This window comes from Acetobacter sp. KSO5, from assembly GCF_044094635.1.
GTDB classification, from domain to species: Bacteria; Pseudomonadota; Alphaproteobacteria; order Acetobacterales; family Acetobacteraceae; genus Acetobacter; species Acetobacter cerevisiae.
Genome location: NZ_CP172014.1, coordinates 296536 through 320881 on the forward strand (window position 1 = coordinate 296536; position 24346 = coordinate 320881).

At 60.4% G+C, this 24346-nt stretch carries 23 protein-coding genes; 18 read left to right on the forward strand and 5 right to left on the reverse strand.

Annotated features, from left to right (window positions below):
* Positions 1-7: 7 nt before the first annotated feature.
* The 3 genes from ACHQGU_RS01355 (at position 8) to ACHQGU_RS01365 (ending at position 3420) form a co-directional block, all read left to right on the forward strand.
* A complete protein-coding gene (locus ACHQGU_RS01355) occupies positions 8-1033 on the forward strand; it encodes an aromatic acid exporter family protein (protein WP_231866218.1) in 1026 nt (341 codons plus the stop codon).
* An 86-nt stretch (positions 1034-1119) separates the two neighbouring features.
* Positions 1120-2103, forward strand: a complete 984-nt coding sequence (locus ACHQGU_RS01360; RefSeq protein WP_395495622.1) for a quinone oxidoreductase family protein — start codon at positions 1120-1122, stop codon at positions 2101-2103.
* 576 nt (positions 2104-2679) lie between these two features.
* Positions 2680-3420 (forward strand): hypothetical protein, encoded by a 741-nt coding sequence (locus ACHQGU_RS01365; RefSeq protein WP_395495623.1) that lies wholly within the window; start codon positions 2680-2682, stop codon positions 3418-3420.
* Positions 3421-3541: 121 nt separating this feature from the next.
* Here the strand turns inward: ACHQGU_RS01365 and ilvD are convergent, their stop codons facing one another.
* Complete coding sequence (ilvD, locus tag ACHQGU_RS01370; protein ID WP_062274259.1) at positions 3542-5410, reverse strand: dihydroxy-acid dehydratase; 1869 nt, start codon at positions 5408-5410, stop codon at positions 3542-3544.
* A gap of 269 nt (positions 5411-5679) precedes the next feature.
* Between ilvD and pstC the strand changes: the two genes are divergently transcribed.
* The 5 genes from pstC (at position 5680) to ACHQGU_RS01395 (ending at position 10250) form a co-directional block, all read left to right on the forward strand.
* Positions 5680-6663 carry a phosphate ABC transporter permease subunit PstC gene (pstC, locus tag ACHQGU_RS01375; protein ID WP_062248988.1) on the forward strand — a complete coding sequence of 328 codons (984 nt, stop codon included), beginning with the start codon at positions 5680-5682 and terminating at the stop codon, positions 6661-6663.
* Positions 6660-7544, forward strand: a complete 885-nt coding sequence (pstA, locus tag ACHQGU_RS01380; protein WP_062248986.1) for a phosphate ABC transporter permease PstA — start codon at positions 6660-6662, stop codon at positions 7542-7544. The genes pstC and pstA overlap by 4 nt, the downstream gene beginning before the upstream one ends.
* Before the next feature lie 11 nt (positions 7545-7555).
* Complete coding sequence (pstB, locus tag ACHQGU_RS01385; RefSeq protein ID WP_395496355.1) at positions 7556-8371, forward strand: phosphate ABC transporter ATP-binding protein PstB; 816 nt, start codon at positions 7556-7558, stop codon at positions 8369-8371.
* A gap of 17 nt (positions 8372-8388) precedes the next feature.
* Positions 8389-9093 (forward strand): phosphate signaling complex protein PhoU, encoded by a 705-nt coding sequence (phoU, locus tag ACHQGU_RS01390; RefSeq protein WP_062141024.1) that lies wholly within the window; start codon positions 8389-8391, stop codon positions 9091-9093.
* Positions 9094-9164: 71 nt separating this feature from the next.
* Positions 9165-10250, forward strand: a complete 1086-nt coding sequence (locus ACHQGU_RS01395) for an aspartyl protease family protein (RefSeq protein ID WP_395495624.1) — start codon at positions 9165-9167, stop codon at positions 10248-10250.
* A 70-nt stretch (positions 10251-10320) separates the two neighbouring features.
* On the opposite strand, the gene ACHQGU_RS01400 is transcribed toward ACHQGU_RS01395, so the two are convergent.
* The gene (locus ACHQGU_RS01400; protein WP_395495625.1) at positions 10321-11670 is read right to left on the reverse strand and encodes a hypothetical protein; all 1350 of its coding nucleotides are present in this window, start codon (positions 11668-11670) and stop codon (positions 10321-10323) included.
* 221 nt (positions 11671-11891) lie between these two features.
* On the opposite strand from ACHQGU_RS01400, the gene rplM reads away from it, so the two are divergent.
* Together rplM and rpsI are read left to right on the forward strand one after the other, a co-directional pair.
* The gene (gene rplM, locus ACHQGU_RS01405; protein WP_062141030.1) at positions 11892-12368 is read left to right on the forward strand and encodes a 50S ribosomal protein L13; all 477 of its coding nucleotides are present in this window, start codon (positions 11892-11894) and stop codon (positions 12366-12368) included.
* Positions 12369-12373: 5 nt separating this feature from the next.
* Positions 12374-12859, forward strand: a complete 486-nt coding sequence (rpsI, locus tag ACHQGU_RS01410) for a 30S ribosomal protein S9 (RefSeq protein WP_043549344.1) — start codon at positions 12374-12376, stop codon at positions 12857-12859.
* A 98-nt stretch (positions 12860-12957) separates the two neighbouring features.
* Here the strand turns inward: rpsI and ACHQGU_RS01415 are convergent, their stop codons facing one another.
* A complete protein-coding gene (locus ACHQGU_RS01415) occupies positions 12958-14490 on the reverse strand; it encodes a S10 family peptidase (RefSeq protein ID WP_395495626.1) in 1533 nt (510 codons plus the stop codon).
* A 181-nt stretch (positions 14491-14671) separates the two neighbouring features.
* Between ACHQGU_RS01415 and ACHQGU_RS01420 the strand changes: the two genes are divergently transcribed.
* A complete protein-coding gene (locus ACHQGU_RS01420) occupies positions 14672-15259 on the forward strand; it encodes a hypothetical protein (protein ID WP_062274246.1) in 588 nt (195 codons plus the stop codon).
* A 71-nt stretch (positions 15260-15330) separates the two neighbouring features.
* Here ACHQGU_RS01420 and ACHQGU_RS01425 read toward each other — a convergent pair whose 3' ends face one another.
* Together ACHQGU_RS01425 and ACHQGU_RS01430 are read right to left on the reverse strand one after the other, a co-directional pair.
* Complete coding sequence (locus ACHQGU_RS01425; RefSeq protein ID WP_062141036.1) at positions 15331-17091, reverse strand: DEAD/DEAH box helicase; 1761 nt, start codon at positions 17089-17091, stop codon at positions 15331-15333.
* Between the two features lie 115 nt (positions 17092-17206).
* Positions 17207-19159, reverse strand: a complete 1953-nt coding sequence (locus ACHQGU_RS01430; protein ID WP_253555677.1) for a hypothetical protein — start codon at positions 19157-19159, stop codon at positions 17207-17209.
* Positions 19160-19322: 163 nt separating this feature from the next.
* On the opposite strand from ACHQGU_RS01430, the gene ACHQGU_RS01435 reads away from it, so the two are divergent.
* The 7 genes from ACHQGU_RS01435 to ACHQGU_RS01465 all read left to right on the forward strand — a co-directional run bounded on the left by ACHQGU_RS01435 (position 19323) and on the right by ACHQGU_RS01465 (position 24302).
* Positions 19323-19724 carry a VOC family protein gene (locus ACHQGU_RS01435; RefSeq protein ID WP_086653239.1) on the forward strand — a complete coding sequence of 134 codons (402 nt, stop codon included), beginning with the start codon at positions 19323-19325 and terminating at the stop codon, positions 19722-19724.
* 58 nt (positions 19725-19782) lie between these two features.
* Positions 19783-20595 (forward strand): diaminopimelate epimerase, encoded by an 813-nt coding sequence (dapF, locus tag ACHQGU_RS01440; RefSeq protein WP_395495627.1) that lies wholly within the window; start codon positions 19783-19785, stop codon positions 20593-20595.
* Positions 20592-21836, forward strand: a complete 1245-nt coding sequence (gene mtaB, locus ACHQGU_RS01445; RefSeq protein WP_395495628.1) for a tRNA (N(6)-L-threonylcarbamoyladenosine(37)-C(2))-methylthiotransferase MtaB — start codon at positions 20592-20594, stop codon at positions 21834-21836. The genes dapF and mtaB overlap by 4 nt, the downstream gene beginning before the upstream one ends.
* A gap of 1 nt (position 21837) precedes the next feature.
* Positions 21838-22782 carry a signal recognition particle-docking protein FtsY gene (ftsY, locus tag ACHQGU_RS01450; RefSeq protein ID WP_062141109.1) on the forward strand — a complete coding sequence of 315 codons (945 nt, stop codon included), beginning with the start codon at positions 21838-21840 and terminating at the stop codon, positions 22780-22782.
* A gap of 134 nt (positions 22783-22916) precedes the next feature.
* Complete coding sequence (locus ACHQGU_RS01455) at positions 22917-23216, forward strand: AtpZ/AtpI family protein (RefSeq protein ID WP_215755237.1); 300 nt, start codon at positions 22917-22919, stop codon at positions 23214-23216.
* A gap of 58 nt (positions 23217-23274) precedes the next feature.
* Positions 23275-24024: a F0F1 ATP synthase subunit A gene (locus ACHQGU_RS01460; protein WP_061502640.1), complete on the forward strand. Its 750-nt coding sequence runs from the start codon at positions 23275-23277 to the stop codon at positions 24022-24024.
* A 53-nt stretch (positions 24025-24077) separates the two neighbouring features.
* Positions 24078-24302, forward strand: a complete 225-nt coding sequence (locus ACHQGU_RS01465) for an ATP synthase subunit C family protein (protein WP_003624142.1) — start codon at positions 24078-24080, stop codon at positions 24300-24302.
* The last annotated feature ends 44 nt before the right edge of the window (positions 24303-24346 follow it).

The window sequence follows — 24346 nt, forward strand, 5'->3', positions numbered from 1 at the left end:
GCTTTTGATGCATTTTAAAATTTTGTCTGCCCCATGGCTTGGGAACCCGGTTGTGCGGCAGACCATCAGGCTTCTGGTGTCTGTCGGGCTGTGCGGGTTTGTGACGTGGATCACCAATCTGCAGGAACCGGGCTGGGCGCTGATAACCTCAGTGATTGTCACCCAGAGCAGCATTACAGAAACGCTGTCCAGCGGGCGGTATCAGCTTGTCGGGACGTTGATCGGTGCTGCGGCCAGCATTCTGCCCATCACGCTCATGCTGTATCACTGGCCGCTCTGGGAATCCTTTGCGATCGCCTTTGTGCCGCTGGCCATTCTGGCATCCTGGAAGCCGGGCACACGGATGGGGGTGGTCACGCTGATGATCGCGACCCTGTTCGCCACGCCGAATGACCCCTATCTGCTGCCGGTTGAGCGCGTGCTGTCCATTCTGATGGGCGTGGGTGTTTCCATGCTCGTGACCTACGTTGTGCTGCATGAGCAGGCGCGGCGGGATGCCTTCCGCAATGCGGCGACCACTGTGCGCCAGATTGTCGAGATGCTCACGCAGGCCCACAATCATGAAATGGACTGGGCGCAGATTCAGGATCTGAATGACGCCAGTGTGGCCTCTCTGCGCAAAGTGCAGAGTGCGGTGGAGGAAGCGCGGCGTGAACACTGGCGCCCGCTGGAAAAGCGGGACCCCATGCTGGCGGAACTGCCCAAGGCCTTGCGGCAGTTGCAGATGGATGCGCTGGTGGTCACCCGCGCTGTTCTGCTGGCCGAGCATCAGCCTGCGCAGGGGAAGGACGAGGCGACAGACCCGCTCAGCCCCGCCCTGATGCGGGCGTTTGACTGGATTATCCAGCGCTGCGAGAGCGAGGTTGTGGCCCGCACGGGTGAGGAATATCGTGTGGCGGCCGGGGTCATTACGGCGCTGCCGGATGATGACGCGCAGGGTGAGGAAATCATGCGCTTTGTCATGGGCGTTCTCCGCACGGACCTGAAAACCCTGATCCAGCTGCTGGCGGAAGACGACACCAAAAAGGCCTGAGGCTGGCTGACGGGTGGGATAAATCTTTCAGGTTTTGACGAACTCAGGCCCGGTTGAGGCTTTTTCAGCGCAGGGAGTATTTTGCCATGAGTGATGAAACCAACACCGTTATCCGGGTGCATGAAACGGGTGGCCCGGATGTGCTGAAGGTGGAAAGCCTGCCCGTGCCTACGCCGGGTGCGGGGGAAGTCCTGCTGCGGCAGGAGGCGATTGGCGTCAACTTCATTGATACCTATTTCCGCTCAGGCCTTTATAAATTTCCGTCTCTGCCAGCCATTCCGGGCTCGGAAGGGGCCGGCGTGATTGAGGCCGTGGGGCCGGATGTAACAGACCTCAAACCCGGCATGCGGGTCGCCTATGCCGGGGTGCCGGGCGGGTATGCGCGGTATCGGACCATTGCGGCGGATCGTCTGGTGGAGTTGCCTGAAAGCGTGTCGTTCGAGACGGCTGCGGCTGTGACTCTCCGCGGGCTTTCTGCGCACATGCTGCTGCGGCAGGTTTATCCGGTGCGCAAGGGTGAGACCATTCTGGTTTACGCCGCTGCCGGAGGGGTTGGACAGTTGCTCTGCCAGTGGGGCAAGCATCTGGGCGCACGGGTTATTGGCGTGACGTCCACGCAGGAAAAGGCTGATCTGGCCCGCGCCTGCGGTGCGGCGGAGGTGCTGGTGGGCACGGACAATCTGCCCCAGCGCGTGCGGGAGCTGACAGACGGCGCCATGCTGCCGGTGGTGTATGACAGCATCGGGCGGGATACGTTTGAGGCCAGCCTGTCCTGTCTGGCTCCGCGTGGCCTGATGGTTAGCTACGGCAACGCCTCCGGCCCCGTGACGGGTGTGAATGTGGGGACGCTGGGCGCGCATGGCAGCCTGTATCTCACCCGGCCTTCCTTAATGACTTATATTGCGGACAAATCTGAGCTTCAGGCCTCAGCGGCAACCTTGTTCAGCGCGCTGGCGCAGGGGGTGCTGCGGCCTTCAATCGGGCAGCGTTTTGCGCTGACGGAGGCCGCAGAGGCCCATCGTGCTCTGGAGTCGCGCAAGACAACCGGCAGCACCATTCTGCTGCCCTGAGGTCCCTTGCGGCCTCCGGCCAGCGCGGGCCGGGAACGATGGGGTGTGCTGGGCGTTTTTTAAAGAGGTGCGCGCGAAGGCGCTGGCATGCGGCTGTTAGCGCATGACGGAGTGCCGCGGATCGGTTAGATTGAGACGTCTGCCCGGCACATCGGGTGGACGAAAAAGAATGCAAGGATAGTCTGATATGCCGAAATGTCCGGTAAAATGCCCGAAATCCCCCTGTATGCGCGGTCTGCTGATTGCTGGCCTGGTTGCTGCGGCGGTTTATTTCTTCCGCAAGAAAAAGTGCTGCGGCTAAATCTGATTTTCTGACCAGACATGGCCAGACCCAAAGCCCGCCCGGTGCAAGCCGGACGGGCTTTTTTTCTGCCGGGTTTAAAGGGCAGGGGCAGCCAACGCTCCATTGAGGTAGAGCAATGTGCTGGCCGTGGGTTGTGTTATGGTGCCGGCCCTGTATCAGACTAAATTCAGTGTAACTGCTGTCTGCATCCCTGTGTTGTCAGACTGATTTAAGAAAGGATAAGGGCGTTGCATCCTATCGTCTCCCGTCTTGCTTCTCTGGCTGCAGGGTCCATGGCTGCATGTGCGCTGACAGTTGGCGGCGTTGTTGCTGCTGGTCTGCCGTCAGCAGCCCATGCGCAGGCTTCTGTTCTGCTCAAGAACCAGTCCGCCAAGGCCGTTGTGGAAACTGTTGACCATGATGCCCGTGAGCTGCTGCTGCGTGAAGCTAATGGTCACCTCATCACTATCGAATACGGTTCTGCCGTGCGCGATCTGCCGCATGTCAATGCGGGTGATAAGTTGAGCATCCGCTTTGTGGAAACGCTGGGCGCTGTGATTGCACCGCCGGACAGCCCGCTGCCGGAATCCACGCTGACGACCGCCAAAGGCTACGTGCATGGCCACCCGCGCGGCGTGATTGCAGCCTTCCGTCGTGAACGCGCAACTGTGCAGAGCATTGATCTGACAACCCACACCCTCTCCTTCGTGACGACGGATGGTGAGTCTCACATTGCCGTGCTGCGCATCAAGGCGATGCAGGACTTCATGGCGACGCTGAAGGTTGGCGATGTTATCGACATCACCCGCACGGAATCCATTTCCTACGTCATCCTGAACGACACGGCTGCTCCGGCAGTGGACCCGAATGCGCCGGTTCAGGCTCCGGCTGATGCAGCCAATGCCGCTGCGGGCGCTGCGGCAACGGTTCCGGCCGTGCCTGCCGTTCCGGCTGCACCGGGCGTTCCCGCTGCTCCCGCCGTGCCGGCAGCCCCTGCTGCGCCGTCTGCTCCGGCAGTGTCTCCGGCTCAGTAAAGCTTCTGCTCTTTTCAGGGTATGTAAAAAAGGCGGCCCTTTTTGGGGTCGCCTTTTTTGTTGGGATGCTGGGAGGAGAACTGGGAAACCGGCACAGGGCCTGCCTCCCTGATAATCCGTCTTACCGCGGCACGCGGCGGGTCAGTTGGCTCAGGTCACGCACGGCACCGCGGGCGGCGCTGGTGGTGAGGGCTGCGTAGGCTTTCAGGGCGGTAGACACAACGCGGTCGCGTTTCGGCTGCCATGCGGCATCACCCTTGTCATCCATCCGCTCACGCCGGGCAGAGAGTTCGCTATCCGGCACGGCAACGGACAGGCGGCGATTGGGAATGTCGATCTCAATCCGGTCGCCTTCTTCTACCAGACCAATCACGCCGCCTTCCCCGGCTTCCGGAGAGATATGGCCAATGGACAGGCCCGAGCTGCCACCGGAGAAGCGGCCATCGGTAATCAGGGCGCATTTCTCAGCCAGCCCTTTGGATTTCAGATAGCTGGTCGGGTAGAGCATTTCCTGCATGCCGGGGCCGCCTTTGGGGCCTTCATACCGAATGACCACCACATCGCCGGCTTTGATTTTGTCGCTCAGAATGGCCGAAACGGCGTCATCCTGACTTTCAAAAATGCGAGCCGGGCCAGAGAAGGTTTCAAGACCAGCTGCGACACCCGCTGTTTTCACAATCGCACCGTCTTCGGCCAGATTGCCATACAGCACAGCCAGACCGCCATCCTGATTATAGGCATGGGCCCCATCACGAATGGCCCCGTTTTCCTGATCCGTATCCAGCTCTTTATACAGGCTGGCCTGAGAGAACGCTTGCGTGGTGCGCACACCACCGGGGGCGGCACGGAAGAAGTCACGGGCGTTGGCGTTACTTGCTCCCTCAGCGGAGCGGATGTCCCACGCAGCCAGGCCGTCTTTCAGGGACGGGGCATGGACCATCGGGATTTCGTTATGCAGCAGGCCGAGGCGGTCGAGTTCGCCCATGATGGCGGGAATACCGCCAGCCCGATGCACGTCTTCCATATGCACATCCGGGCGGGACGGGGAGACCTTGCACAGATGCGGCACCTTGCGGGACAGGCGGTCGATATCCTGCATGGTGAAGGGCACTTCGCCCTCATGCGCTGCGGCCAGCAGATGGAGAACGGTATTGGTGGAGCCGCCCATGGCGATATCGACAGACATCGCGTTTTCAAACGCTTTCATCGTGGCGATGCTGCGTGGCAGCACGCTGGCGTCGTCCTGCTCGTAATAGCGGCGGGCCAGATCCACAATCCGTTTGCCTGCTTCCACAAACAGCTCGCGCCGTGCGGCGTGCGTCGCCACCAGCGTGCCGTTGCCGGGCAGGGAGAGGCCGAGGGCTTCCGTCAGGCAGTTCATGGAATTGGCGGTGAACATGCCGGAGCAGGAGCCGCAGGTCGGGCAGGCTGAGCGTTCAATGGTCTGCGAATCCGCTTCGCTCACGCTCGGGTTGGCGGCGGCGACCATGGAGGTGACGAGGTCAGCCCGCTGTTCGATATCATCCAGCGTGACGCGGCCAGCTTCCATCGGACCACCGGAGACAAAAATCACCGGAATGTTCAGCCGCATGGAGGCCATCAGCATACCGGGGGTGATCTTGTCACAATTGCTGATGCACACCAACGCATCCGCACAATGTGCGTTGACCATATATTCCACGGCATCGGCAATCAGTTCACGCGAGGGCAGGCTGTAGAGCATACCGCCATGGCCCATGGCAATGCCGTCATCCACCGCAATGGTGTTGAACTCACGGCCAATACCACCGGCTTCCGCAATGGCCTCGCACACCAGCTGGCCCATGTCCTTAAGGTGCACATGGCCGGGCACAAACTGCGTGAAGGAGTTGGCGACGGCAATAATCGGCTTGCCGAAGTCGGAATCCTTCATGCCTGTGGCGCGCCACAGGCTGCGTGCGCCAGCCATGTTGCGGCCATGGGTGGTGGTGCGGGAACGGTAACCGGCCATTGCGGGGGTCTCTCTGGTCAATACAACAAAAGGGTAGAAATGAACGGCCTAATCTCAGGCAGGCCGACAATGCGGGCGCGCATCCTACGCCATAAGTGGTGCTGTGTCAGGGTGTGGGGAAGGGGGGAGGGACATATTCGGTGTAAAAGTGCTACAGTTTCATGACATTTGTTGCGTATGGGGGAGATTGTGAACGCCTCTGGTTGCAGGCAGCCGGGGGGTTCAGTATTGCTCCCCATTCCCGACCTGTAGATCGGAACGGAGTGCAGATGGACGGAACCGCAGAGCAGCCCACACAGGCTGAACCGCCTCAGATAACCCGGCGCTGGGATGGTGACGCCCTGTTCAGAACGCTGGTCGTTCTGACAGGCATCAGCGTGCTCATTGTGCTGGGCGCCATCATCACCGTTATGGTTACAGGGGGGTGGAAAGCCTTTTCCACTTTTGGGCCGAGCTTCTTTGTCACCGCCATCTGGAACCCGGTCACCCAGCATTTCGGGGCTGTGGCCCCGGTGTTCGGCACGCTGGCCAGCAGTTTTCTGGGGCTGGTGATTGCCGTGCCGCTGGCGTTTGGCACTGCTTTCTGGCTGACAGCACTCGCACCGCCGACGATCTCCTCCGTTATTGGCATGGCCGTGCAGCTTCTGGCTGCTGTGCCTTCCATTATTTTCGGCATGTGGGGCTTTTTTGTGCTGGTGCCGGTCATGGCGCATTACGTGCAGCCCACCGCCCGCCACATGTTTGGGCATGTGCCCGTGCTCTCCGCGCTGGTGAGCGGCGCACCGTTTGGCACGGGGCTGCTCACAGCCGGGCTGGTGCTGGCCGTTATGGTTGTGCCGTCTATTACCGCCGTGATGCGCGATGTTTTTGTGTCCATGCCGACTGTGCTGCGTGAGAGCGCTTACGGGCTGGGCGCGACCCGCTGGGAAGTGATGCGTCAGGTTGTGCTACCCTGGTCCCGTCAGGGTGTTGTGGGCGGCATTGTGCTGGGCATGGGCCGCGCCATGGGGGAAACCATGGCAGTGACGTTCGTGATTGGTGACAGCAACCATATCGGCTGGTCCCTGTTTGCACCGGCTAACACCATCGCCTCCCTGATTGCTCTGGAATTCCCGGAAAGCCCGGCAGGCAGCCTCAAGCTGTCCTCGCTGATGGCGCTGGGGGCCATTCTGATGGCAATTTCCTTTGTGACCCTTTGGGTATCCCGTATTTTTCTGGCGCGGGGTGAAGCACGCGCAGGAAAACGCTCATGACGCGCCCGGTATTCTCGCAGGCCGCAGACCGGCCTCAGCGGTCCGGCGTTCTGGCTCTGCGCCGCAAGATCATCGACAAGCTGGCAACCGGCATGAGCTGGCTGGCCATGCTGATTGTGGTGTTTGTGCTCGGCTCCATTCTCTGGACCCTGCTTAAAAACGGCCTGCCGGGTCTCACGCTCTCCCTGTTCACCCATTCCATGGGCGCGCCGGGGACGGGTGGTGGTCTGGCTAACGCCATTGTCGGCAGTCTGCTGCAAACGGGCCTGTCCATTCTGCTGGGTGCGCCTGCCGGCTTGCTGACGGGGATTTTTCTGGCGGAATACGGGGCGGACAGCAAACTGGCCCGCACCGTGCGGTTTGTGTCGGACATGCTGCTTTCTGCGCCGTCCATTCTTATCGGCCTGTTTATCTACATGGTGCTGGTTGAGCCGTTCGGTCACTTTTCCGGCTTTTCCGGTGCGGCGGCGCTCTCACTCATGGCCATGCCGATTATTGTGCGCACGACGGAAGACATGCTGCGGCTTGTCCCCGTTTCCATGCGTGAGGCTGGCATTGCGCTGGGTGCGGCAAAATGGCGCGTTATTCTGTTTATCTGTGTGCGGGCCGCGCGCGGCGGTATTATGACCGGCGTGCTGCTGGCCATTGCCCGCGTGGCGGGTGAGACGGCGCCCTTGCTGTTTACCTCGCTGGGGAATTCCGAATGGTCTCTGGATATGCGGCGGCCGATGGCCAGCCTTCCGGTGGCGATTTATCAGTATGCAGGCTCCGCTTATCAGGACTGGATGCAGCAGGCATGGACCGGTGCCCTGCTGGTTACGGTGGGTGTGCTCATTATTAATATTGTGGTGCGGGTTGGCATCCGCGGAGGACGGACATGAACGAGAACACCATGCAGGCTACGCCGTCGGCTGACGTGGAAGTGGAGGCATCAGCCTCTGCCGTGTCAGGTCGCCCGATTGCCATCCAGGTGAACAATCTGGATTTCTATTACGGCAAGACCCACGCGCTGCATAACATTACGCTGGGCTTTCCCGAGCGGAGCGTAACGGGGATGATCGGCCCCTCCGGCTGCGGCAAATCCACCCTGCTGCGGGTGCTGAACCGGATGTATGATCTGTATCCGGGCCAGCGCGCCACGGGCGAGGTGCTGTTCTCCGGCCAGAATATTCTCGGTAGCGGGCTGGACCTGAACGCCCTGCGCTCCCGCGTGGGCATGGTGTTCCAGAAGCCAACCCCGTTCCCCATGTCGATCTATGACAACATCGCCTTCGGCATCCGGCTGCATGAGCGTGTGTCCCGGTCCGAAATGGACGGGCGCGTAGAAGATGCCCTGCGCCGCGTGGCCCTGTGGCCGGAGGTGAAGGACCGTCTTCAGGCGTCCGCCACAGCACTGTCCGGTGGCCAGCAGCAGCGTCTGTGCATTGCCCGCACCATTGCTGTGCGCCCGGAAGTGATTTTGCTGGATGAGCCGACCAGTGCGCTGGACCCGGTTTCTACCGCACGCATTGAAGAGCTGCTGGACGAACTCAAAACCGAATTCACCATCGCCATCGTCACGCATAACATGCAGCAGGCTGCCCGCTGTGCGGATCAGGTGGCCTTCTTCTATCTGGGTGAACTGGTGGAAGTGGACAGCACGGCGCGGATGTTCACCGCCCCGCGTGAAAGCCGCACACAGGACTACATTACCGGCCGCTTCGGCTGAACAGGGAGGACACACTCATGGGGAACGAACCCGCGCATACCGTCACCCGATATGATCAGGAGCTGGACCGTCTGCGTGGGCTGGTGGCCCGCATGGGTGGTCTGGTGGAACGCCAGACAGCGCGGGCTATTGCCGCCGTGGTGGACCAGGATGAAGAAGCCGCTCTGGAACCACCAGAACTGGATGTGGAAGTGGATGCTCTGGAGCGTGAGGCAGAAAGCCTTGCCATCCGCATTCTGGCCCTGCGCGCACCCATGGCGGTTGACCTGCGGGTGATTATCGCCGTGCTGAAAATAACGGGCGATTTCGAGCGGATCGGGGATTACGCCTCCAGCATTGCCCGCCGGGCGCTGAAGGTGGAACCGCTGGATGGGGCTCTGTCCTTTGGTGCGCTGCGCAACATGGCGCGTCTGGTGCAGGAAAACCTGCACAGCGCCATTGAGGCCATGGTCAATAATGACAGTGAATGCGCCATGCAGGTCTGGGGCTCCGATACGGCCATTGATGAGCTCTATACCGCCATGTTCCGTGAACTGGTGACTTACATGATGGAAGATCCGCGCAAGATCAGCCCATGTATTCACCTGCTCTTCGTGGCTAAAAATTTAGAACGTATTGGGGACCACGCCACCAATATTGCAGAGCGTGTTTATTACGCGGTAACCGGGGAAATGCTTCCCGCGCTGCGTCCGCGTGGCGGGGCCGCAAAAAAGAACGGCTGAGGCGACCTGAGTGTGTCCTGCCGTGCAGACTGAGAGAAGGGCAGGGCGTGCATAAATCAGGTTGGATCGGCATGGTGTCTCTGTTGACGCTGGCCGGATGTGCAGAACAGAACGGGGTGTGTCAGGTCTCGACCCTTGGGGACCTCCCCGTTCTGAATAAACAGGGCTCGCCGATCGTCGGTGTGACAATCAACGGGCATGATGCCGCGATGATTGTGGATAGCGGGGCCGATATTTCCATGATCTCGGAAGAGGCCAGCAAAAATTTCGGCCTCGTGGATACCGGGCACGTCCTCAATATCAGCGGTGTGACGGGAGAGATGCTCTCCCCCATCATGCAGGCGGACAAGATGGGACTTGGGTCCGGCACGAGTGGTGAAGTCTATCTGACGCAGGCCAAACGGTCTTTTGGTGGCACGATTGCAGGGCGGCCTGTTGTCGGGTTGTTTGGGGCCGACTTCCTTCAGTCTTATGATGTGATGTTTGACCTGCCCGGCGGGAAGATTGCGCTCTATCAGCTCAGCGGATGCAAAACCCCAACACCCACGTGGGAAGGGCCGTCTTCAAAGGTCGACTGGTATCGTCTGGGAACACATGAGCTCCGTATCGGCACGACCATACGTTTGAACGGGAAGAAGATTGACGCCATGCTGGATAGTGGTGCCTGGCACACGTCCGTGCTGCCATCTCAGGCGCGGAAAGCAGGCGTTTCAAAGGACGATCTGGCGCAGGATATTACGTTCACGTCCACCGGTGTTTCCGGGAAACGCAGAGACGGCAGCCATCTGCACCGTTTTGCCAGCCTGCAGATAGGGGATGAACTGTATCCGAACCCGCTGCTTGGCATCTCACCCATTGAAACGAACGGTTACGCTCTGCTGGGGGCGGATTTCCTGCGGCATAACCGGGTGTGGGTGTCCTACCGGCATGAGCAACTCTATATCCAGCGCCTCCAGCCACCGGAGCAGGATCATACGTTTGATCTGCGCATCAAGCCGAAAAATGCGCCCGCAACAGGTGCTGAGTCGGCGGTGCCTGTGTCCGCCCCCTTTCCGCGTATTTCTTTAAGGGACCCGGCCTCTTCCGGGAACGTGCCCGCGGCAGCCAGTGCTCCTGCGGGCGCACCCGTTACAGCGCCACCAACTCCCACGCCATAAAGCTCGATACATCGCGACGGGGCCTGAAAGGGTCCGTCAGGCTCATCTGACAGACCGCTGAAGCAGAGTTTTAAGGCGCGTGAACTGTCAGGCCCAGTTGTTGTGCGATCTGCGGTGCTGAGGGCAGCATGCTCAGGCTGGCGGCAATGGCCATCAGCGGCACAGGTTGCTGCGGGCGTAGCGTGATGGTCAGCGGGCCGCTGCCCGGATGGGCCAGATAGCGGACAAACTGTGGCACGGGTCCGTTCGGGTCACTACCCTGCGGGACCAGATCGGTCTGGAGGGCGGTTGTGAACTCCTGCGGCGTCACGCCCCGCGCTCTGGCGGAGTTTTCCAGCACTTTCGGCACCAGCCCGTGGTCCTTGTAGGACAGGTTCATGCTCATCACCTGCATATCGGCCGCACCGGCAGAGAGCAGAGCGAGGGTATTGGCCTCGCTGAAGTCACCATCCAGCGTCAGGCGGCCCATATCCGGGGCGTCCAGACTGAAGGTGTCGATGTGCAGTTTTTCGGCTTTGTAGTCATGCGTCAGGTTCAGCACCAGTGACCCACGGAAATGGTCATAGCCCAGCGTGGGCAGCAGGGAGAGGTTGGGCACAGCTGGCCACAGCTCCAGCCCCTGAACGCTCGAGACTTCCTGTTCCGATGCTTCGGAATGGGTCGCGTGGGAAGACACCTTGGCGACATGCATCAGCGGGCCTGTGCCATCAATCGCCAGCCCGTCGACCTGAATGTCCCGCACGCCGTTACGCGGCGTATAGGGCATGTTGTAGGTGAGGTTATTATAAAGGCCCGCCAGATCCACGCCGTCCACCAGCACGGATTTGGCGCTGATCTGGCGTTGCGGCGCAACATTGGTGGCCAGCCGGACACCTCGGGCGTCCAGATGGGAGGCTTCATCATTGCCGTAATCATCCACCGTCAGGCGGCTGGCCGAGATGTCGGATTGCAGGCTGCTGATAAAGCCGTGCAGCTTGCTGGCATCCACATGCTTGATTTCCAGCCCCTGCGGCGGCGTGCCGTGCTTGTCATCCCCGCTGGTGGGCAGCGTGACACCCTCCAGCGCGAGATCATCCATCCGCAGGTTGCCGGAGGTGTCTGTCAGCTGAAACTTGTGGAAGACAAGGTGACCGATTCGTCTGGCGTCATCCCCGCTGGTGCTGACCTTGGAAATTTCCGCGTCGTCCGCCGTAATGCTCTCCTGCCCCTGCCGGAACACCAGCGCGGTAAACTTCACACTCCGGCCCAGCAGGCCGGGCCATGCCTTTTTATAGGTAAGGGATGCGTCCGGCCCTAAGGTCTGGCGGAAGCTGTTGATGCTTTTTTCCAGCATAACATGCTCGGCATGGCGCGCGGCCAGCCATCCAACACAGGCAAGGGCTGCAATGCCAGCAACCGTAACAGGAACATGTTTCTTCACCAGGTAGGAATCCTGCTTGTTTTTACAAAGAAAGTCTTCAACGCATCTCCCCGTGTAATGCACGGGTGGGGGTGCTGCAAGTCTGGGTGCGGTAATATGTTACCGTGTGAAAAACTGTTGATTTTACGGGGGTGAACGCCGATTGCTCTTGACGAAGTGCTTTTGCGCACGCATAAGGCGCCCATCTTCAAAGCTTATAGTCTTAACGGAATCACACTCTCATGAAGACCACCCTCTCGCTGAAACCCGCGGAGGTGACGAAGAACTGGATCCTGATCGATGCCGAAGGCCTCGCTCTGGGTCGTCTGGCCGTCATCATCGCGAACCGCCTGCGCGGCAAGCACAAAGCTCAGTTCACCCCGCATGTTGACTGTGGTGACCATGTTGTTGTCATCAACGCCGAAAAAGTGGCGCTGACGGGCAACAAAGCTGGTCAGAAGCTGTTCCACTACCACACGGGTTACCCCGGCGGCATCAAGACCCGCACCATTGCACAGCGTCTGGAAGGCAAGAATCCGGACCATGTTGTGGTGAAGGCTGTTGAACGCATGATCACCCGTGGTCCGCTGCAGCGCCAGCAGATGCGCAGCCTGCACGTCTACGCCGGTGCAGAGCACCCGCATGACGGCCAGCAGCCGCAGAAGCTGGACGTTGCGGCTATGAATCGCAAAAACGTCGTTAACGCGCAGAAAGGCTGAGCATCATGTCTGAAACTCAGGAACGTACAGGCACGCTGGCTGATCTGAAAGACGTGGTTGCCACGGCTCCGGAAGCCCCTGTCTATGAAGTCAAACGCGATGCGCAGGGCCGCTCCTACGCAACGGGCCGTCGTAAAGACGCCGTGGCTCGCGTGTGGATCAAGCCCGGTAAAGGCGACATCACGGTTAACGGTCGTCCCGTTGGCACGTATTTCGCTCGCCCCGTGCTGCGCATGCTGCTGACGCAGCCCTTCCTGGTGGCTGACCGCTACAACCAGTTCGACGTGGTTTGCACCGTCGTTGGTGGTGGTCTGTCCGGTCAGGCTGGCGCTGTTCGTCACGGTATCAGCCGCGCGCTGACGCACTACGAACCCGGCCTGCGCAGCATTCTGAAAGCTGCTGGCTTCCTGACGCGTGACTCTCGTCAGGTTGAACGTAAGAAATACGGTCGCGCCAAAGCACGTCGTTCCTTCCAGTTCAGCAAGCGCTGATCCGGCAAGGGCGTCCGCTTACAGCAACGTCAGAAGAAGGCGGGAGAGGGAAACCTCTCCCGCCTTTTTTGTGTTCTGGCGGGTTTGGTCCGGCTGGCTCAGGGAGCGAGAAACGCCTTCACATCCCGCGCCAGAGCGGCCCGGCTGTCCGGGCGGGTATAGAGCATGTGGCCGCCGGGATAGGTGTGCAGGCCAATGCGGTTACGGCCTACCGGGATATGCTCCGCTACCCAGCGTGCGCTGGCAAACGGGCAGGCCAGATCATAATAGCCATTGGCAATAAAGATGCGCAGGGTCGGGTTTAAGGCCAGCAGGCGGCGCAGGACGGGAATCTGGTGCGCCATAGGCTCGCCATCGCCCCGGAAGTCCCATGCGGCATTTACCTTCATGCTCAGCAGTTCGTAAGACAGGTCCGTCCGATAGTTGAGCGTCTTGCTGGCATACTGTTCAAACGCGCTGCCGTAGGCACGCCCAAAACCGGAAAGGGTGGGGTCCGGGCTGTCACCATTATCCACACCTTCTGGGAAGGGGTCCGCAATGGAGACGGTCGCGTCATATAGCGTGTAGAGGCGTCCGTCCCGGCTGCGGACATCATGCGCCATCGGCTGCGGCTGGCCGCGTTCCTTGGCAATGACGTCCTGCGGCAGGCCGGTGTGGTTGGCGACGTCTTCATAAAAATCACGCGCGGCATCCCCTGTTGGCGGGGTGTTGGCCAGCGTGGAGAGATACGGGCCAAGCGCGTAATGATAGGCCTCATCCAGCTGATGTGCGGCCGTCTCCGGCGTCAACTTGTGCTGCATGGCCAGTTTGGCTGCTTCAAAAGAAGGCAGCGTGAGGGCTGAGGCCAGAATACTGTTGCTGGTATCCAGAAGCCCCATATCCAGCGCGGGCGAGATCATGATGATACCGTTCACCATCAGATTCTGCTGCTGCGCCAGGGCTTCCGCCACCTCAATGGAGCGAATGCCGCCGTAGCTTTCTCCAACCAGATAACGCGGAGAGGTCAGGCGCCCATTGGTGTTGGCCCAGAGCTGAATGGTCTTGGCAAAGGCTTTGGCATCCTGCTTAACGCCATAAAAGGTTTTGTCGGCTGTTTTCGGGTCGGTCGGCGTGGACCAGCCGGTGCCGGGGGCATCAATAAACACCATGTCGGTGTCGGGCAGCCAGCTATCCGGGTTGAGCGCCAGACGGGCATTGGCGCCATCGGTCGGGTTGCCTGCGGGGAAGGTCAGCGCTGTGGGGCCGGCGGCACCCAGATGCAGATAAGCCGTAGCACCCCCCGGGCCGCCATTGAAGAAGAAGGAAACCGGGCGCTTTGCCGGGTCCGCGCCATCCTGCGTATAGGCCACGTAAAAGATGCGGGCGGTGGGTTTGCCAGCATCATCCCGCAGCACAAGCGTGCCCGTGTGGGCCGTGTAGCTGATCTTGTGGCCAGCAAACGTATCTGTGTGGTGGGTTATTGCGTCATCCGGCAGCAGAGCGGCAGCCCCGGTGAACTCTTTGGGGGCTGCTTTGGGGGCGTCTGCATGGGGTGCGGTTGGCGGCGCGGCAGGGGCGGCGTAGACCGGGGCAGCAGACAGACAAAGCGCCGTAGCCAAAGCAAGTCCGGCCCGTTTTTGAGGTCTGCGCATGTGTTTGCAGAGTAAAGAAGGCTTGATCATCAGGGTTTATTCTCCAAACACAAAAAAACAGATGTGGGCATGAGAGCAACTCTGCCCTGCTGAGGCAGAATGGGCCATTTTTTGACAAAATTCCCTGTCTAAAACATGCCTGTCTTCCTGAGAGCACTCAGGACCTATGGAAGGAATATTTATGCAGTTCATTCGGAAAATCGCCATTATGGGGTTGCCGCTTGCAACGGCTCTGGTTTCAGCCACAGCCGCCTACGCTGATCCTTGCCTCTCTCTGAGCTCCTGCGCGCAGCAGCAGGTGCAGCAGGGAGTGGAGAATACGCGGAATGCCGTCAAGACTGATACCAACCAATTTTCATCCAACCTGAAAAATGCCCGCCAGTCCGCGCAGGATCAGGCGAAGGCCCGTTGGAACAATGCCAGCGATGCGACCCGCCAGAAGTGGGAAGCGCAGCGTAACAAGGTGACCAACGCGGAGCAGAACGCGAAGGATAAGTGGAACAACGCGAACGAAGAGACCCGTAAAAAATGGGAAGCGCAGCGCGACAAGGTGACCAACGCGGAGCAGAACGCGAAGGACAAGTGGAATAACGCGAGCGATGAGACGCGCAAGAAGTGGGAAGCTCAGCGTGACAGCGTAACCAATGTTGGCAAGAACGCGCAGAACAAATGGAACAATGCCGGGCAGAATGCGAAAAATGCCTGGAAAAGCCAGAAAGACCGCATCAATTCCGACTGGAAAGATGCAACCACGGTGCCCCAGCTGTAAGGCTCTGAGCGTTTAGGCAAGAAAAAGGCCCCTTCCTTTCGGGAGGGGCCTTTTTTGCATCTGATCAAAGATCAGAAGGCTTTGCGTTTCCGGCTGGACGGACCGCTTTTGCTAAAGCCGCCACCGCCGCCACCTTTACGGGGGGGGCGACCACCCGGGCCACCGGCACGCGGCGGACGGCCACCATCACGGCCTGCACCACCACGCGGCGGAGCAGAGGGCTCTACCGTGATTTCATCAGCATCGGCGCCAGCAGCGCAGGACTGGAAGCGCTCGGCTTTATCCTGTGCAATTTCCACCAGCGTGTGGTCGGGCTGGATGCGGATCGCTCCGATATCCTGCTTGCGGATGCCGCCCAGACGGCAGAGCATCGGCACCAGCCATTTCGGGTCTGCGCGGTCTTCACGCCCAACAGACAGGCGGAACCATGAGCCTGGCTCACGCGGGCCACGGTGGTCACCGTCTTCGTCATCGCGGCGCGTGCGTTCACGCGGGGCTTTTTTGACAGAACCCGGAGAAATAACGCGGACGCTGGTCGGTTCCGGCAGGTTGGCGCGCCACATGGCAATCAGAGCCGCAGCCAGCTGATCAGCCGAATGGGTTTCCGTCAGCTTGGTGATCAGCTCATGCATGCCACCGGCTTCCGGCACGGCAATGGAGAGCTGCGGAGCAGACAGCAGGCGCTCGGCGTCAGCCTTGGCAATGTCTTCCGGTGTCGGTGCGCCACCCCATTCTGCCGTAACCTTCGCCCCTTCCAGCAGGCGTTCAGCCAGCCTTCTGCGTGAGGGCGGAACCAGCAGCACACAGGTGCCTTTGCGCCCGGCGCGCCCGGTGCGGCCTGAACGGTGCAGCAGGGTCGCAGGGTTGGACGGCAGGCTTGCGTGGATCACCAGACCGAGGTCCGGAATATCAATACCACGGGCGGCCACGTCGGTCGCAACGCAAACGCGGGCCTGACCGTGACGCAGGCTTTCAATGGCGCGGCTGCGTTCGTTCTGCCCGAGGTCACCGGAGATGGCGACGGAGGAGAAGCCACGCTGCGTCAGGATTCCCTGCAACTGCCGCACGGCTTCACGCGTGTGGCAGAACACAATGGCGGAGGGAGACTCCATCTGGCGCAGCACGTTGACGATGGTGTTCGCCATGTCGGACTGGTCCGTCAGCACGGCGCGGTAGGTAATGTCCGTGTGCGGTGCGCTGCCGCTCTGCGTATCAATGCGCAGGGCGTCCGTCTGATAACGGCGGGCCAGATTGGCAATGTCCCGCGCAATGGTGGCGGAGAACAGCAGGGTGCGGCGTTCCGGCGGGGCGGCTTTCAGCAGGGTTTCCAGCTCATCGCGGAAGCCGAGATCAAGCATTTCATCGGCTTCATCCAGCACGACGGCGCGCAGGCTGGACAGCTTGAGCTGCCCGCGGGAGAGATGGTCACACAGGCGGCCCGGCGTGCCGACAACAATGTGGCAGCCAGCGTTCAGGGCACGGGCTTCCACGCGGGGCTCCATACCACCAACGCAGGAGACGATGCGTGCACCGCTGGAGGCATAGAGCCATTCCAGCTCATTACGCACCTGCAGGGCGAGTTCACGCGTAGGGGCAATCACCAGAGCCAGCGGCGCGCCCGGCGGGGGGCAGCGGCCGTTGTCATCCAGCAGGGTGTTCGCCATAGCCAGACCAAAGGCCACGGTTTTACCGGAGCCAGTGCGGGCTGAAACAAGAAGGTCCCGACCTTCGGCGTCAGGTGCCAGAACGGCAGCCTGAACTGGAGTTGCGGATTCGTACCCGCGAGCGGCAAGAGCGCTCGCAAGAGAGGCGGGGGCATTCTGAAAAGGCATTCTACTTTAGGTCCAGGCAACAAGATGTATGGGGGGATAAAGGTTCCCCGCATGAATGGCCAGAGGCCTGGCCGGAGAACTTTTGCCCTAAGCGCTTATCGGTAAGCGTGGTGTGTTACTGGAACGGCAGGTAACGGAAGTCCAGAAATATCTGACTCATGCTTGTATCCGGACCACCGCCCTGACCCTTCCAGGCGTCCCTGCGGGAGTAGGCTAGCTGGGCTCCGGCTTCCACCGTTCCGTAGTGTCCTTTGAAGAAGCGATACCATGCACCCACGGTCGCTTCCATCACGCTGCGGGTGTTGGCCGTGCAGCCCAGAGTGGACAATTCGGTCTCACACCCGAGGTTGGAATAATTGGGGTTTCCGTAGCCGTACGCCCCGCCGCCATAGTTGGAATAGCGGCGTCCGGCTTCCTGATAGCCAAAGAAGCCATACACATCCACACGCGGCGTGGGGTGGGCAATCACGCCGCCCGTGGCCTGAATGGAGGGGATGGGGGCAACATCGCCATCGGCTTTCAGTGTGGCATCAGGCAGCAGCACGGAGCCGTAGCGGCCTATGCCAACGCCAGCCAGCCCGGCCAGACGGACTTCCACCTTATGCGGCAGAACCGGCAGCACCATGGAGCCACCGCCGCCGCCCGCAATGGCGGTATTGTTGTGGCCCTGCCCGAGGGAGGCCACGCGGTCATGCGGGAAATGCAGGATGCCCACGGCCTCGTAATGGCCCCAGTGCGGATCCCACGCCACCTTGCCGATGACATCCGGTGCAATCTCGTTGGAGAAGGGGGCATCATTGGTCAGGCCCGTACCGTTGCTGCTGACGGTGGCGGTTTTGCCATTTGGCAGCGTGACGGTGCCGTCGGAACTGGTAAAGCCAGTGGTGTCATACAATGTGGCGGAGTTTTCGATGGAGAGCCCCAGCCACAGACGATGCTGGAGGAAATCCTTCACAAAACGGAACTGCAACTGCCGCGCCCATGTCTGGCCTGCCAGCATGGAAGACTCGACGGTTTCCGGCAAACTTTCCTGACGCGGAATAATACCGATACGGCCCGGCGTGAGCATGCTCCATGCCTGACCGGCCAGGAAGTGGAAGTTCAGGTCACTGTTATCATACGCCAGATAGGCCTGCCGCATACGGAAGGCATAGCTGTTGCTTTCATATGCATCGGTCGTGGCGGCACCGGCCCCAAAGTCCATTTCAAAAAAGCCGGAAATGGTGGAGTGCGTATCCACATTCCCACGCGCCATGAGCGAGATACGGCTGTAGCGCGCGCTGCCTTCAAAATTATTGGTGTGGTAGCGGGACTCGTTAGGATACGGCATCGCCTGCCAGTAATTGAAGGTGCCGGACGCGATATGCCGGTTTTCCACCACGGCGGCAGCATCCAGAAAACCACCCAGAATGAGGGTGACCGGCCCCATATGGAACACGCCGTGGTCACCCAGCGCACCGGCGGCCTGTCCGCCCGCTGTTTCACGCGCATGCGGGCCGACGCTGTTTTCGGCAATGCGGGAAATCATATCTTCCGCGCGGTGGCCAATCACAGCTTCCACGTCCGGGTGATCATCCTGCCCCGAGAACACAGGCTGCGCATCTGGCCCTGTGACATGGCGGCCAGTGGTGTGCGGTGTGTTCATGGCGGTTGCGGTCGTACCGGCAGATTCAATGCCCACATCTTCAGACCCGGTTTCCGGAGACCAGCCTTTATGGCCCGTGCCGCTGCCCGTGGTCGTGTTCCGCGCTGTTGTCAGCGTATGGTGGCTGCTGCCACTGACTGCGGATTGTGTGGCGGAACTGCCTCCACCATGCGTCAGCGCGGCCCGGTGGGCGGCAATCTGCTTTTGCATGCCCATCAGTGCTTTCTGGAGGGCTTTCTGCTGCTCCTGAATTTGCGCCATCTGGTGTTCCAGCGCTTCGAGAGAGGCCGTTTCATCTTCTGCTGCGTAGGCCGTGCCGGAAAGCTGCATGCTGAGCAGCCCTGTCGCCAGAATAGTGCCAACACAAAGCCATGTCCGCATCTGGCGAGATGCCGGCGCAGGCAGAAGAGAAAAGGTGGTCATTTCTTTAAATATTATCCCCGGAGCAGGTTCATTTATTGTTTGAAACCATTTTGCCGAGCCTTGCGTAAAGACTATTTTTTTAAAAAATAATTTCAGCAGGACCGACTTCCGCGTTATGAGCACTGCAAATTTTGATGAAGCCGAGTGTCGGGGGGACTGTCTTGTGGCAAAAATGATCCATTCCATGCTGCGTGTTCTTGATGAAGAACGTTCGCTGGCATTTTACGAGACTGCCTTTGGCCTCAAGCCGGTCGATCGGCTGGTGTTTGACAGCTTCACGCTGATCTATCTGGCTAATGACGAGCAGACGTTTGAGCTGGAACTGACCATCAATCACGGCCGCACCGAGCCTTATGCGCTGGGGGATGGATACGGCCATCTGGCTGTTTCTGTTGAGGATCTGGCCTCCGAGCATGCCCGGCTGGATGCCGCAGGTTTCTCGCCCACGCCCATCAAGACGCTGGAAACCGATAACCGCATTATCGGCACCTTCTTTTTCCTGACCGATCCGGACGGGTATAAAATTGAAGTGCTGGGCCGTGGTGAGCCGGGGCGTTTTCTCTAACTTCCATAGCCCTGTTCCATCATGGCATTAGGGGCTGATCTGCCTTATAAGGCGCGGTATGCAGACCTCCTTCTCCAAGATGCACGGGCTTGGGAATGACTTTGTCATTCTCGACGAGCGTGCCGGCCATCTGTCCCTCACCCCCGCGCGGATTGCAGCCCTTGCAGACCGCCGCAGAGGGATTGGCTTTGACCAGCTGGTAACGCTCCGTCCGGCCTGTGCGGAGGGGGCGCATGTGTTTGTGCGCTTCTTCAACCCGGACGGGTCAGAAGCCGGGGCCTGCGGTAATGCGTCCCGCTGTGTGGCGGATCTGGTGTTTCGTCAGACCGGCAACCGCACACCCGTGCTGCAAACACGGGCCGGAACCCTGCCAGCCCGGATTGAAGAGAACGGGCTGGTGACAGTCGATATGGGCACCCCAAAGCTGGACTGGCAGGCCGTGCCTCTTGCAGCGGAAATGGACACGCTCCATCTGCCTCTGGATGGAGACCCGGCTGCGGCCTCCATGGGGAACCCACACGCAACTTTTTTTGTGAAAGATTTTTCGATGCTCAGCCATGGCAGTGCGCTGGAGCATGACCCGCTCTTCCCTGACCGCGCCAATATTGGTTTTGCCCGCATAGACAGCCCCGAGAGCATGCGCCTGAAAGTGCATGAACGCGGGGCAGGGGTGACGGAAGCCTGCGGGTCCGGCGCATGTGCGGCGGTGGTCAATGCCGTGCGGCGCGGGCTGGTGGAGCGCCGCTGCACGGTGGAACTGGATGGCGGTATTTTGCAGATTGAATGGGCTGAAAATGGCCACGTGCTGATGACTGGCCCTGCCGCAACAGCGTTTGACGGGATGGTGGATCTGGCCACCTACGCCTCATGACCCGCCCGGAAATTCTGACATTTGGGTGTCGGCTGAATACGTGGGAAAGCGAAGTCATGCGCGAGCATGCGGCGGCGCTGGAGGACGTGATTATCGTCAACACCTGTGCGGTTACGGGCGAGGCCGAGCGGCAGGCTCGTCAGGCCATCCGCCGTGCACACCGGGACAACCCGGACGCCCGCATTGTGGTGACGGGCTGTGCTGCGCAGATTGACCCGGACCGCTGGGCCACCCTGCCGGGTGTGACGCGCGTGCTGGGCAATGAAGAAAAGCTGAAAGCGGAAAGCTGGGCCCCCGCCGCCATGAACGAGCCGCTTGCGGTGTCCGACATCATGGCCGCGAAGGAAACCGCCGCGCATCTGGTGACGGAGTTTGCAGGCCGGACGCGGGCTTTTGTGCAGGTTCAGCAGGGATGTGACCATCGCTGCACCTTCTGCATCATTCCCTTCGGGCGCGGGCCGTCTCGCTCCGCGCCGGTTGGTGTGGTGGTCGAGCAGGTCCGCGCGCTTGTCGAATCGGGCTACCGGGAAGTGGTGCTGACCGGTGTGGACATGACTTCATGGGGCGGAGACCTGCCGGGCACCCCGTCGCTCGGGCAATTGTGCCGCCGTGTGCTGGGGCTGGTGCCACAGCTTGAGCGCCTGCGTCTGTCCTCGGTCGATCCGGTGGAAATTGACGAGGATATCTGGCGGCTGCTGGGGCATGAGCCGCGCTTTATGCCGTATCTGCATCTCTCGCTTCAGGCCGGGTCGGACCTCATCCTCAAGCGCATGAAGCGCCGCCATCTGGCGGAAGATGCTGCGCGGGTGATTGAGCGTGCCCGCAAACTGCGCCCCGATATCGGGATTGGTGCGGACGTAATTGCCGGATTCCCGACTGAAGATGAGCCGCTGTTTGAAGAAACACGCGCTTTTCTGGAGGCGCAGGGCGTCCCGTATCTGCACGTCTTCCCCTACAGCGAGCGTCCGGGCACCCCGGCGGCGCGGATGCGTGCCGTGCCGGTGCCGGAGCGTAAGGCTCGGGCTGCACGGCTGCGGGAAGTCGGGGCGGCGTCAGCCCAGCGGTATTACCAGGGTCTGCTCGGGCAGACTTTGCGCGTGCTGATGGAAACGCCCACGTCCGGGCATAGTGAACAGTTTGCTCCCGTCCGTCTTGCGGAGGGTGAGGCGGAAACGGGTGAGATTATCAGTCTGAAGGCTGTTGCGGTGGATGCCGCGGGTCTGCTGGCGGAAAGGGTTTGAGATGGCGCTAGGTTTTTTTTCACGGCTCAAGAAGGGCCTCTCCCGCTCAACGCAGAAGCTGGGCGGCGGCCTCACATCCGTCTTCACCAAGCGCAAGCTGGATGATGAAGCGCTTGAAGAGCTGGAAGACCTGCTGATTACGGCAGACCTCGGCCCTGCTGTGGCAGAGCGGATTATCGACTCGTTCCGCAGCACCCGTTTCGGCACAGAAGTGACGGATGAGGAAATTCGCACCGCTCTGGCGGATGAAATTGCCAGCGTGCTGGAGCCCGTCGCTATCCCGTTCGAGCCGGACCCGGCACACAAGCCGCATGTGGTGCTGGTGGTGGGCGTGAATGGCGTGGGGAAAACCACGACCATTGGCAAGATGGCCCGCTCTTTCAGCGATCAGGGCAAGAAAGTGATGATGGTGGCAGGCGATACCTTCCGCGCCGCCGCTGTGGAGCAGTTGCAGGTGTGGGGTGAGCGCACCGGCTGTCAGGTGATTGCCGGGGCGCCCAATGCGGATGCTGCCGGTCTGGCGTTTGAAGGTCTGAAGCGGGCCAAGGCGCAGGATGCGGACCTGCTGTTTGTGGATACGGCGGGCCGTTTGCACAACAAAAGCGCGCTGATGGAAGAGCTGGCCAAAATTATTCGCGTCATGCGGAAATTTGATGAGACCGCCCCCCATTCCGTCCTGCTGGTGCTGGATGCCACCACCGGGCAGAACGCCATGGAGCAGGTGCGCGTGTTCCGTGAGCTGGTGAATGTGACAGGCCTTGTGGTCACTAAACTGGATGGCTCGGCCCGTGGCGGGATTGTGGTGGCGCTGGCGGATAGCTTCGGTTTGCCGGTGCATGCCGTGGGTGTGGGGGAGCAGGTGGAAGATCTCCGGCCCTTCTCCGCGCAGGACTTTGCCAAGGGCCTGGTCGGCTCGGCTGAAGCTGAGGCCGAAACTGCATCCTGACGCTGGCGGAAGAGTCCGTTAGTGCGCTTTTTTTGCATGCGTGACGGATTTTCCGCTCAGTGCTACGGATGCTTCCTTGACAGGATATGGCAGCGCCGTTAGCAAGCGCCTGCACCCTTCTGGGAGTGCGAAGTATGGGTGAAGACAGCGACGAGTCTTTTGCTAAGCGATTGAGGGAGGCGGAACGCCGCTCCGGTCGGATAGAAGAGGACGAAAAAGCCAGTAAGTCTGAGAAGGATGAACAATCCCTCCCGGCACTGGCGCTCAGAGCCGGGACGGAAATGATTTCCGCACTGGTGGTTGGGGTCGCTGTAGGGTGGGGGCTGGACCGTTGGTTCCACACCCGCGCTATTTTCCTGATTATCTTCGCGCTGATGGGCGGAAGTGCAGGAGTGCTGAATGTCTGGCGGCTGGTAAAGCCACCGGAGCAGTGAGTTGGAAAGCTGAAGGCCCGGCAGGATAGTCCGGGCACAGTGGAGTAGGAGAACGGTTTTGGCGGGCGGTTCCAGTATCGACGTACTTGGTCAGTTCGAGCTTCATCCCGTTCTTGGCGGGCTTGGTGAGGCGCTGCGCTTCAGTCAGTCACCTCTCTACATGATCCTGGCTGCGTGCCTGGTTCTGGCGTTCCTGTATTTCGGTATGCGCCCTGCTGCTGTGGTGCCTGGTCGTTTCCAGGCTGCTGCCGAGGTGTGCTACGAATTCATTCACAGCATGGCGGTGGACACCATCGGGCCGGAAGGCACGGCGTTCTTCCCGTTCATCTTCACGCTGTTCTTCTTTATTCTGGCCGGGAACTACATCGGCCTGCTGCCTTTCTCCTTCACCTTCACCAGCCACATTGCAGTGACCCTCGGCCTTGCCGTGATGGTGTTCCTGCTGACGGTGATCGTGTCGCTCAAGGTGCAGGGTTTCCGCTTCTTCGCGCACTTCATGCCGGCTGGTGCCAGCATGTTCCTCGCGCCGCTGCTGATCCCGATTGAGATCCTGTCCTTTCTCTCTCGCCCCGTGAGCCTGTCCATCCGACTGTTTGCAAACATGGTCGCCGGACACGTCATGTTCGATATTTTCGCAAGCTTCGTCATCATGCTCGCCGGTTTTGGCGTGGTGGGTGATGTGTTTGCGATAGGGCCTATTGCCATTAACATGGCGCTGGTGGCTCTTGAGTTGCTTGTTGGTGTGCTGCAGGCCTATGTGTTTGCCATTCTGACGTGCATCTACCTGCGGGAGGCCGTGGCTCACTGAGCTGCTTTGCCCGTTTCGTTTGAACTGTACTTTTTAACAAGGAAGTGACTGATATGGACATCGCTGCAGCCCGGGAAATCGGTGCAGGTATCGCCGTAATCGCCCTCGCCGGCGTTGGTATCGGCCTCGGCAACATCTTTTCAACGCTGGTGAGCAGCATTGCTCGCAACCCCGCATCTCGTCCGCACGTGTTCGGTCTGGGTATGCTGGGCTTCGCGCTGACAGAAGCTATCGCGCTGTTCGCGCTTCTCATCGCGTTCCTGATCCTGTTCGTCTGAGAAAACGGTAGGAAAAGGGAGGCCTTCCTGTGGGTGTCATGATG

Excerpts from the sequence above, each read along its gene's own strand:
- ACHQGU_RS01355 (WP_231866218.1), top strand. The coding sequence starts at position 8 with ATGCATTTTAAAATTTTGTCTGCCCCATGGCTTGGGAACCCGGTTGTG.
- ACHQGU_RS01360 (WP_395495622.1), top strand. The coding sequence starts at position 1,120 with ATGAGTGATGAAACCAACACCGTTATCCGGGTGCATGAAACGGGTGGC.
- ACHQGU_RS01365 (WP_395495623.1), top strand. The coding sequence starts at position 2,680 with ATGGCTGCATGTGCGCTGACAGTTGGCGGCGTTGTTGCTGCTGGTCTG.
- ilvD (WP_062274259.1), bottom strand. The coding sequence starts at position 5,410 with ATGGCCGGTTACCGTTCCCGCACCACCACCCATGGCCGCAACATGGCT.
- pstC (WP_062248988.1), top strand. The coding sequence starts at position 5,680 with ATGGACGGAACCGCAGAGCAGCCCACACAGGCTGAACCGCCTCAGATA.
- pstA (WP_062248986.1), top strand. The coding sequence starts at position 6,660 with ATGACGCGCCCGGTATTCTCGCAGGCCGCAGACCGGCCTCAGCGGTCC.
- pstB (WP_395496355.1), top strand. The coding sequence starts at position 7,556 with ATGCAGGCTACGCCGTCGGCTGACGTGGAAGTGGAGGCATCAGCCTCT.
- phoU (WP_062141024.1), top strand. The coding sequence starts at position 8,389 with ATGGGGAACGAACCCGCGCATACCGTCACCCGATATGATCAGGAGCTG.
- ACHQGU_RS01395 (WP_395495624.1), top strand. The coding sequence starts at position 9,165 with ATGGTGTCTCTGTTGACGCTGGCCGGATGTGCAGAACAGAACGGGGTG.
- rplM (WP_062141030.1), top strand. The coding sequence starts at position 11,892 with ATGAAGACCACCCTCTCGCTGAAACCCGCGGAGGTGACGAAGAACTGG.
- rpsI (WP_043549344.1), top strand. The coding sequence starts at position 12,374 with ATGTCTGAAACTCAGGAACGTACAGGCACGCTGGCTGATCTGAAAGAC.
- ACHQGU_RS01415 (WP_395495626.1), bottom strand. The coding sequence starts at position 14,490 with ATGCGCAGACCTCAAAAACGGGCCGGACTTGCTTTGGCTACGGCGCTT.
- ACHQGU_RS01420 (WP_062274246.1), top strand. The coding sequence starts at position 14,672 with ATGCAGTTCATTCGGAAAATCGCCATTATGGGGTTGCCGCTTGCAACG.
- ACHQGU_RS01425 (WP_062141036.1), bottom strand. The coding sequence starts at position 17,091 with ATGCCTTTTCAGAATGCCCCCGCCTCTCTTGCGAGCGCTCTTGCCGCT.
- ACHQGU_RS01430 (WP_253555677.1), bottom strand. The coding sequence starts at position 19,159 with ATGACCACCTTTTCTCTTCTGCCTGCGCCGGCATCTCGCCAGATGCGG.
- dapF (WP_395495627.1), top strand. The coding sequence starts at position 19,783 with ATGCAGACCTCCTTCTCCAAGATGCACGGGCTTGGGAATGACTTTGTC.
- mtaB (WP_395495628.1), top strand. The coding sequence starts at position 20,592 with ATGACCCGCCCGGAAATTCTGACATTTGGGTGTCGGCTGAATACGTGG.
- ftsY (WP_062141109.1), top strand. The coding sequence starts at position 21,838 with ATGGCGCTAGGTTTTTTTTCACGGCTCAAGAAGGGCCTCTCCCGCTCA.
- ACHQGU_RS01455 (WP_215755237.1), top strand. The coding sequence starts at position 22,917 with ATGGGTGAAGACAGCGACGAGTCTTTTGCTAAGCGATTGAGGGAGGCG.
- ACHQGU_RS01465 (WP_003624142.1), top strand. The coding sequence starts at position 24,078 with ATGGACATCGCTGCAGCCCGGGAAATCGGTGCAGGTATCGCCGTAATC.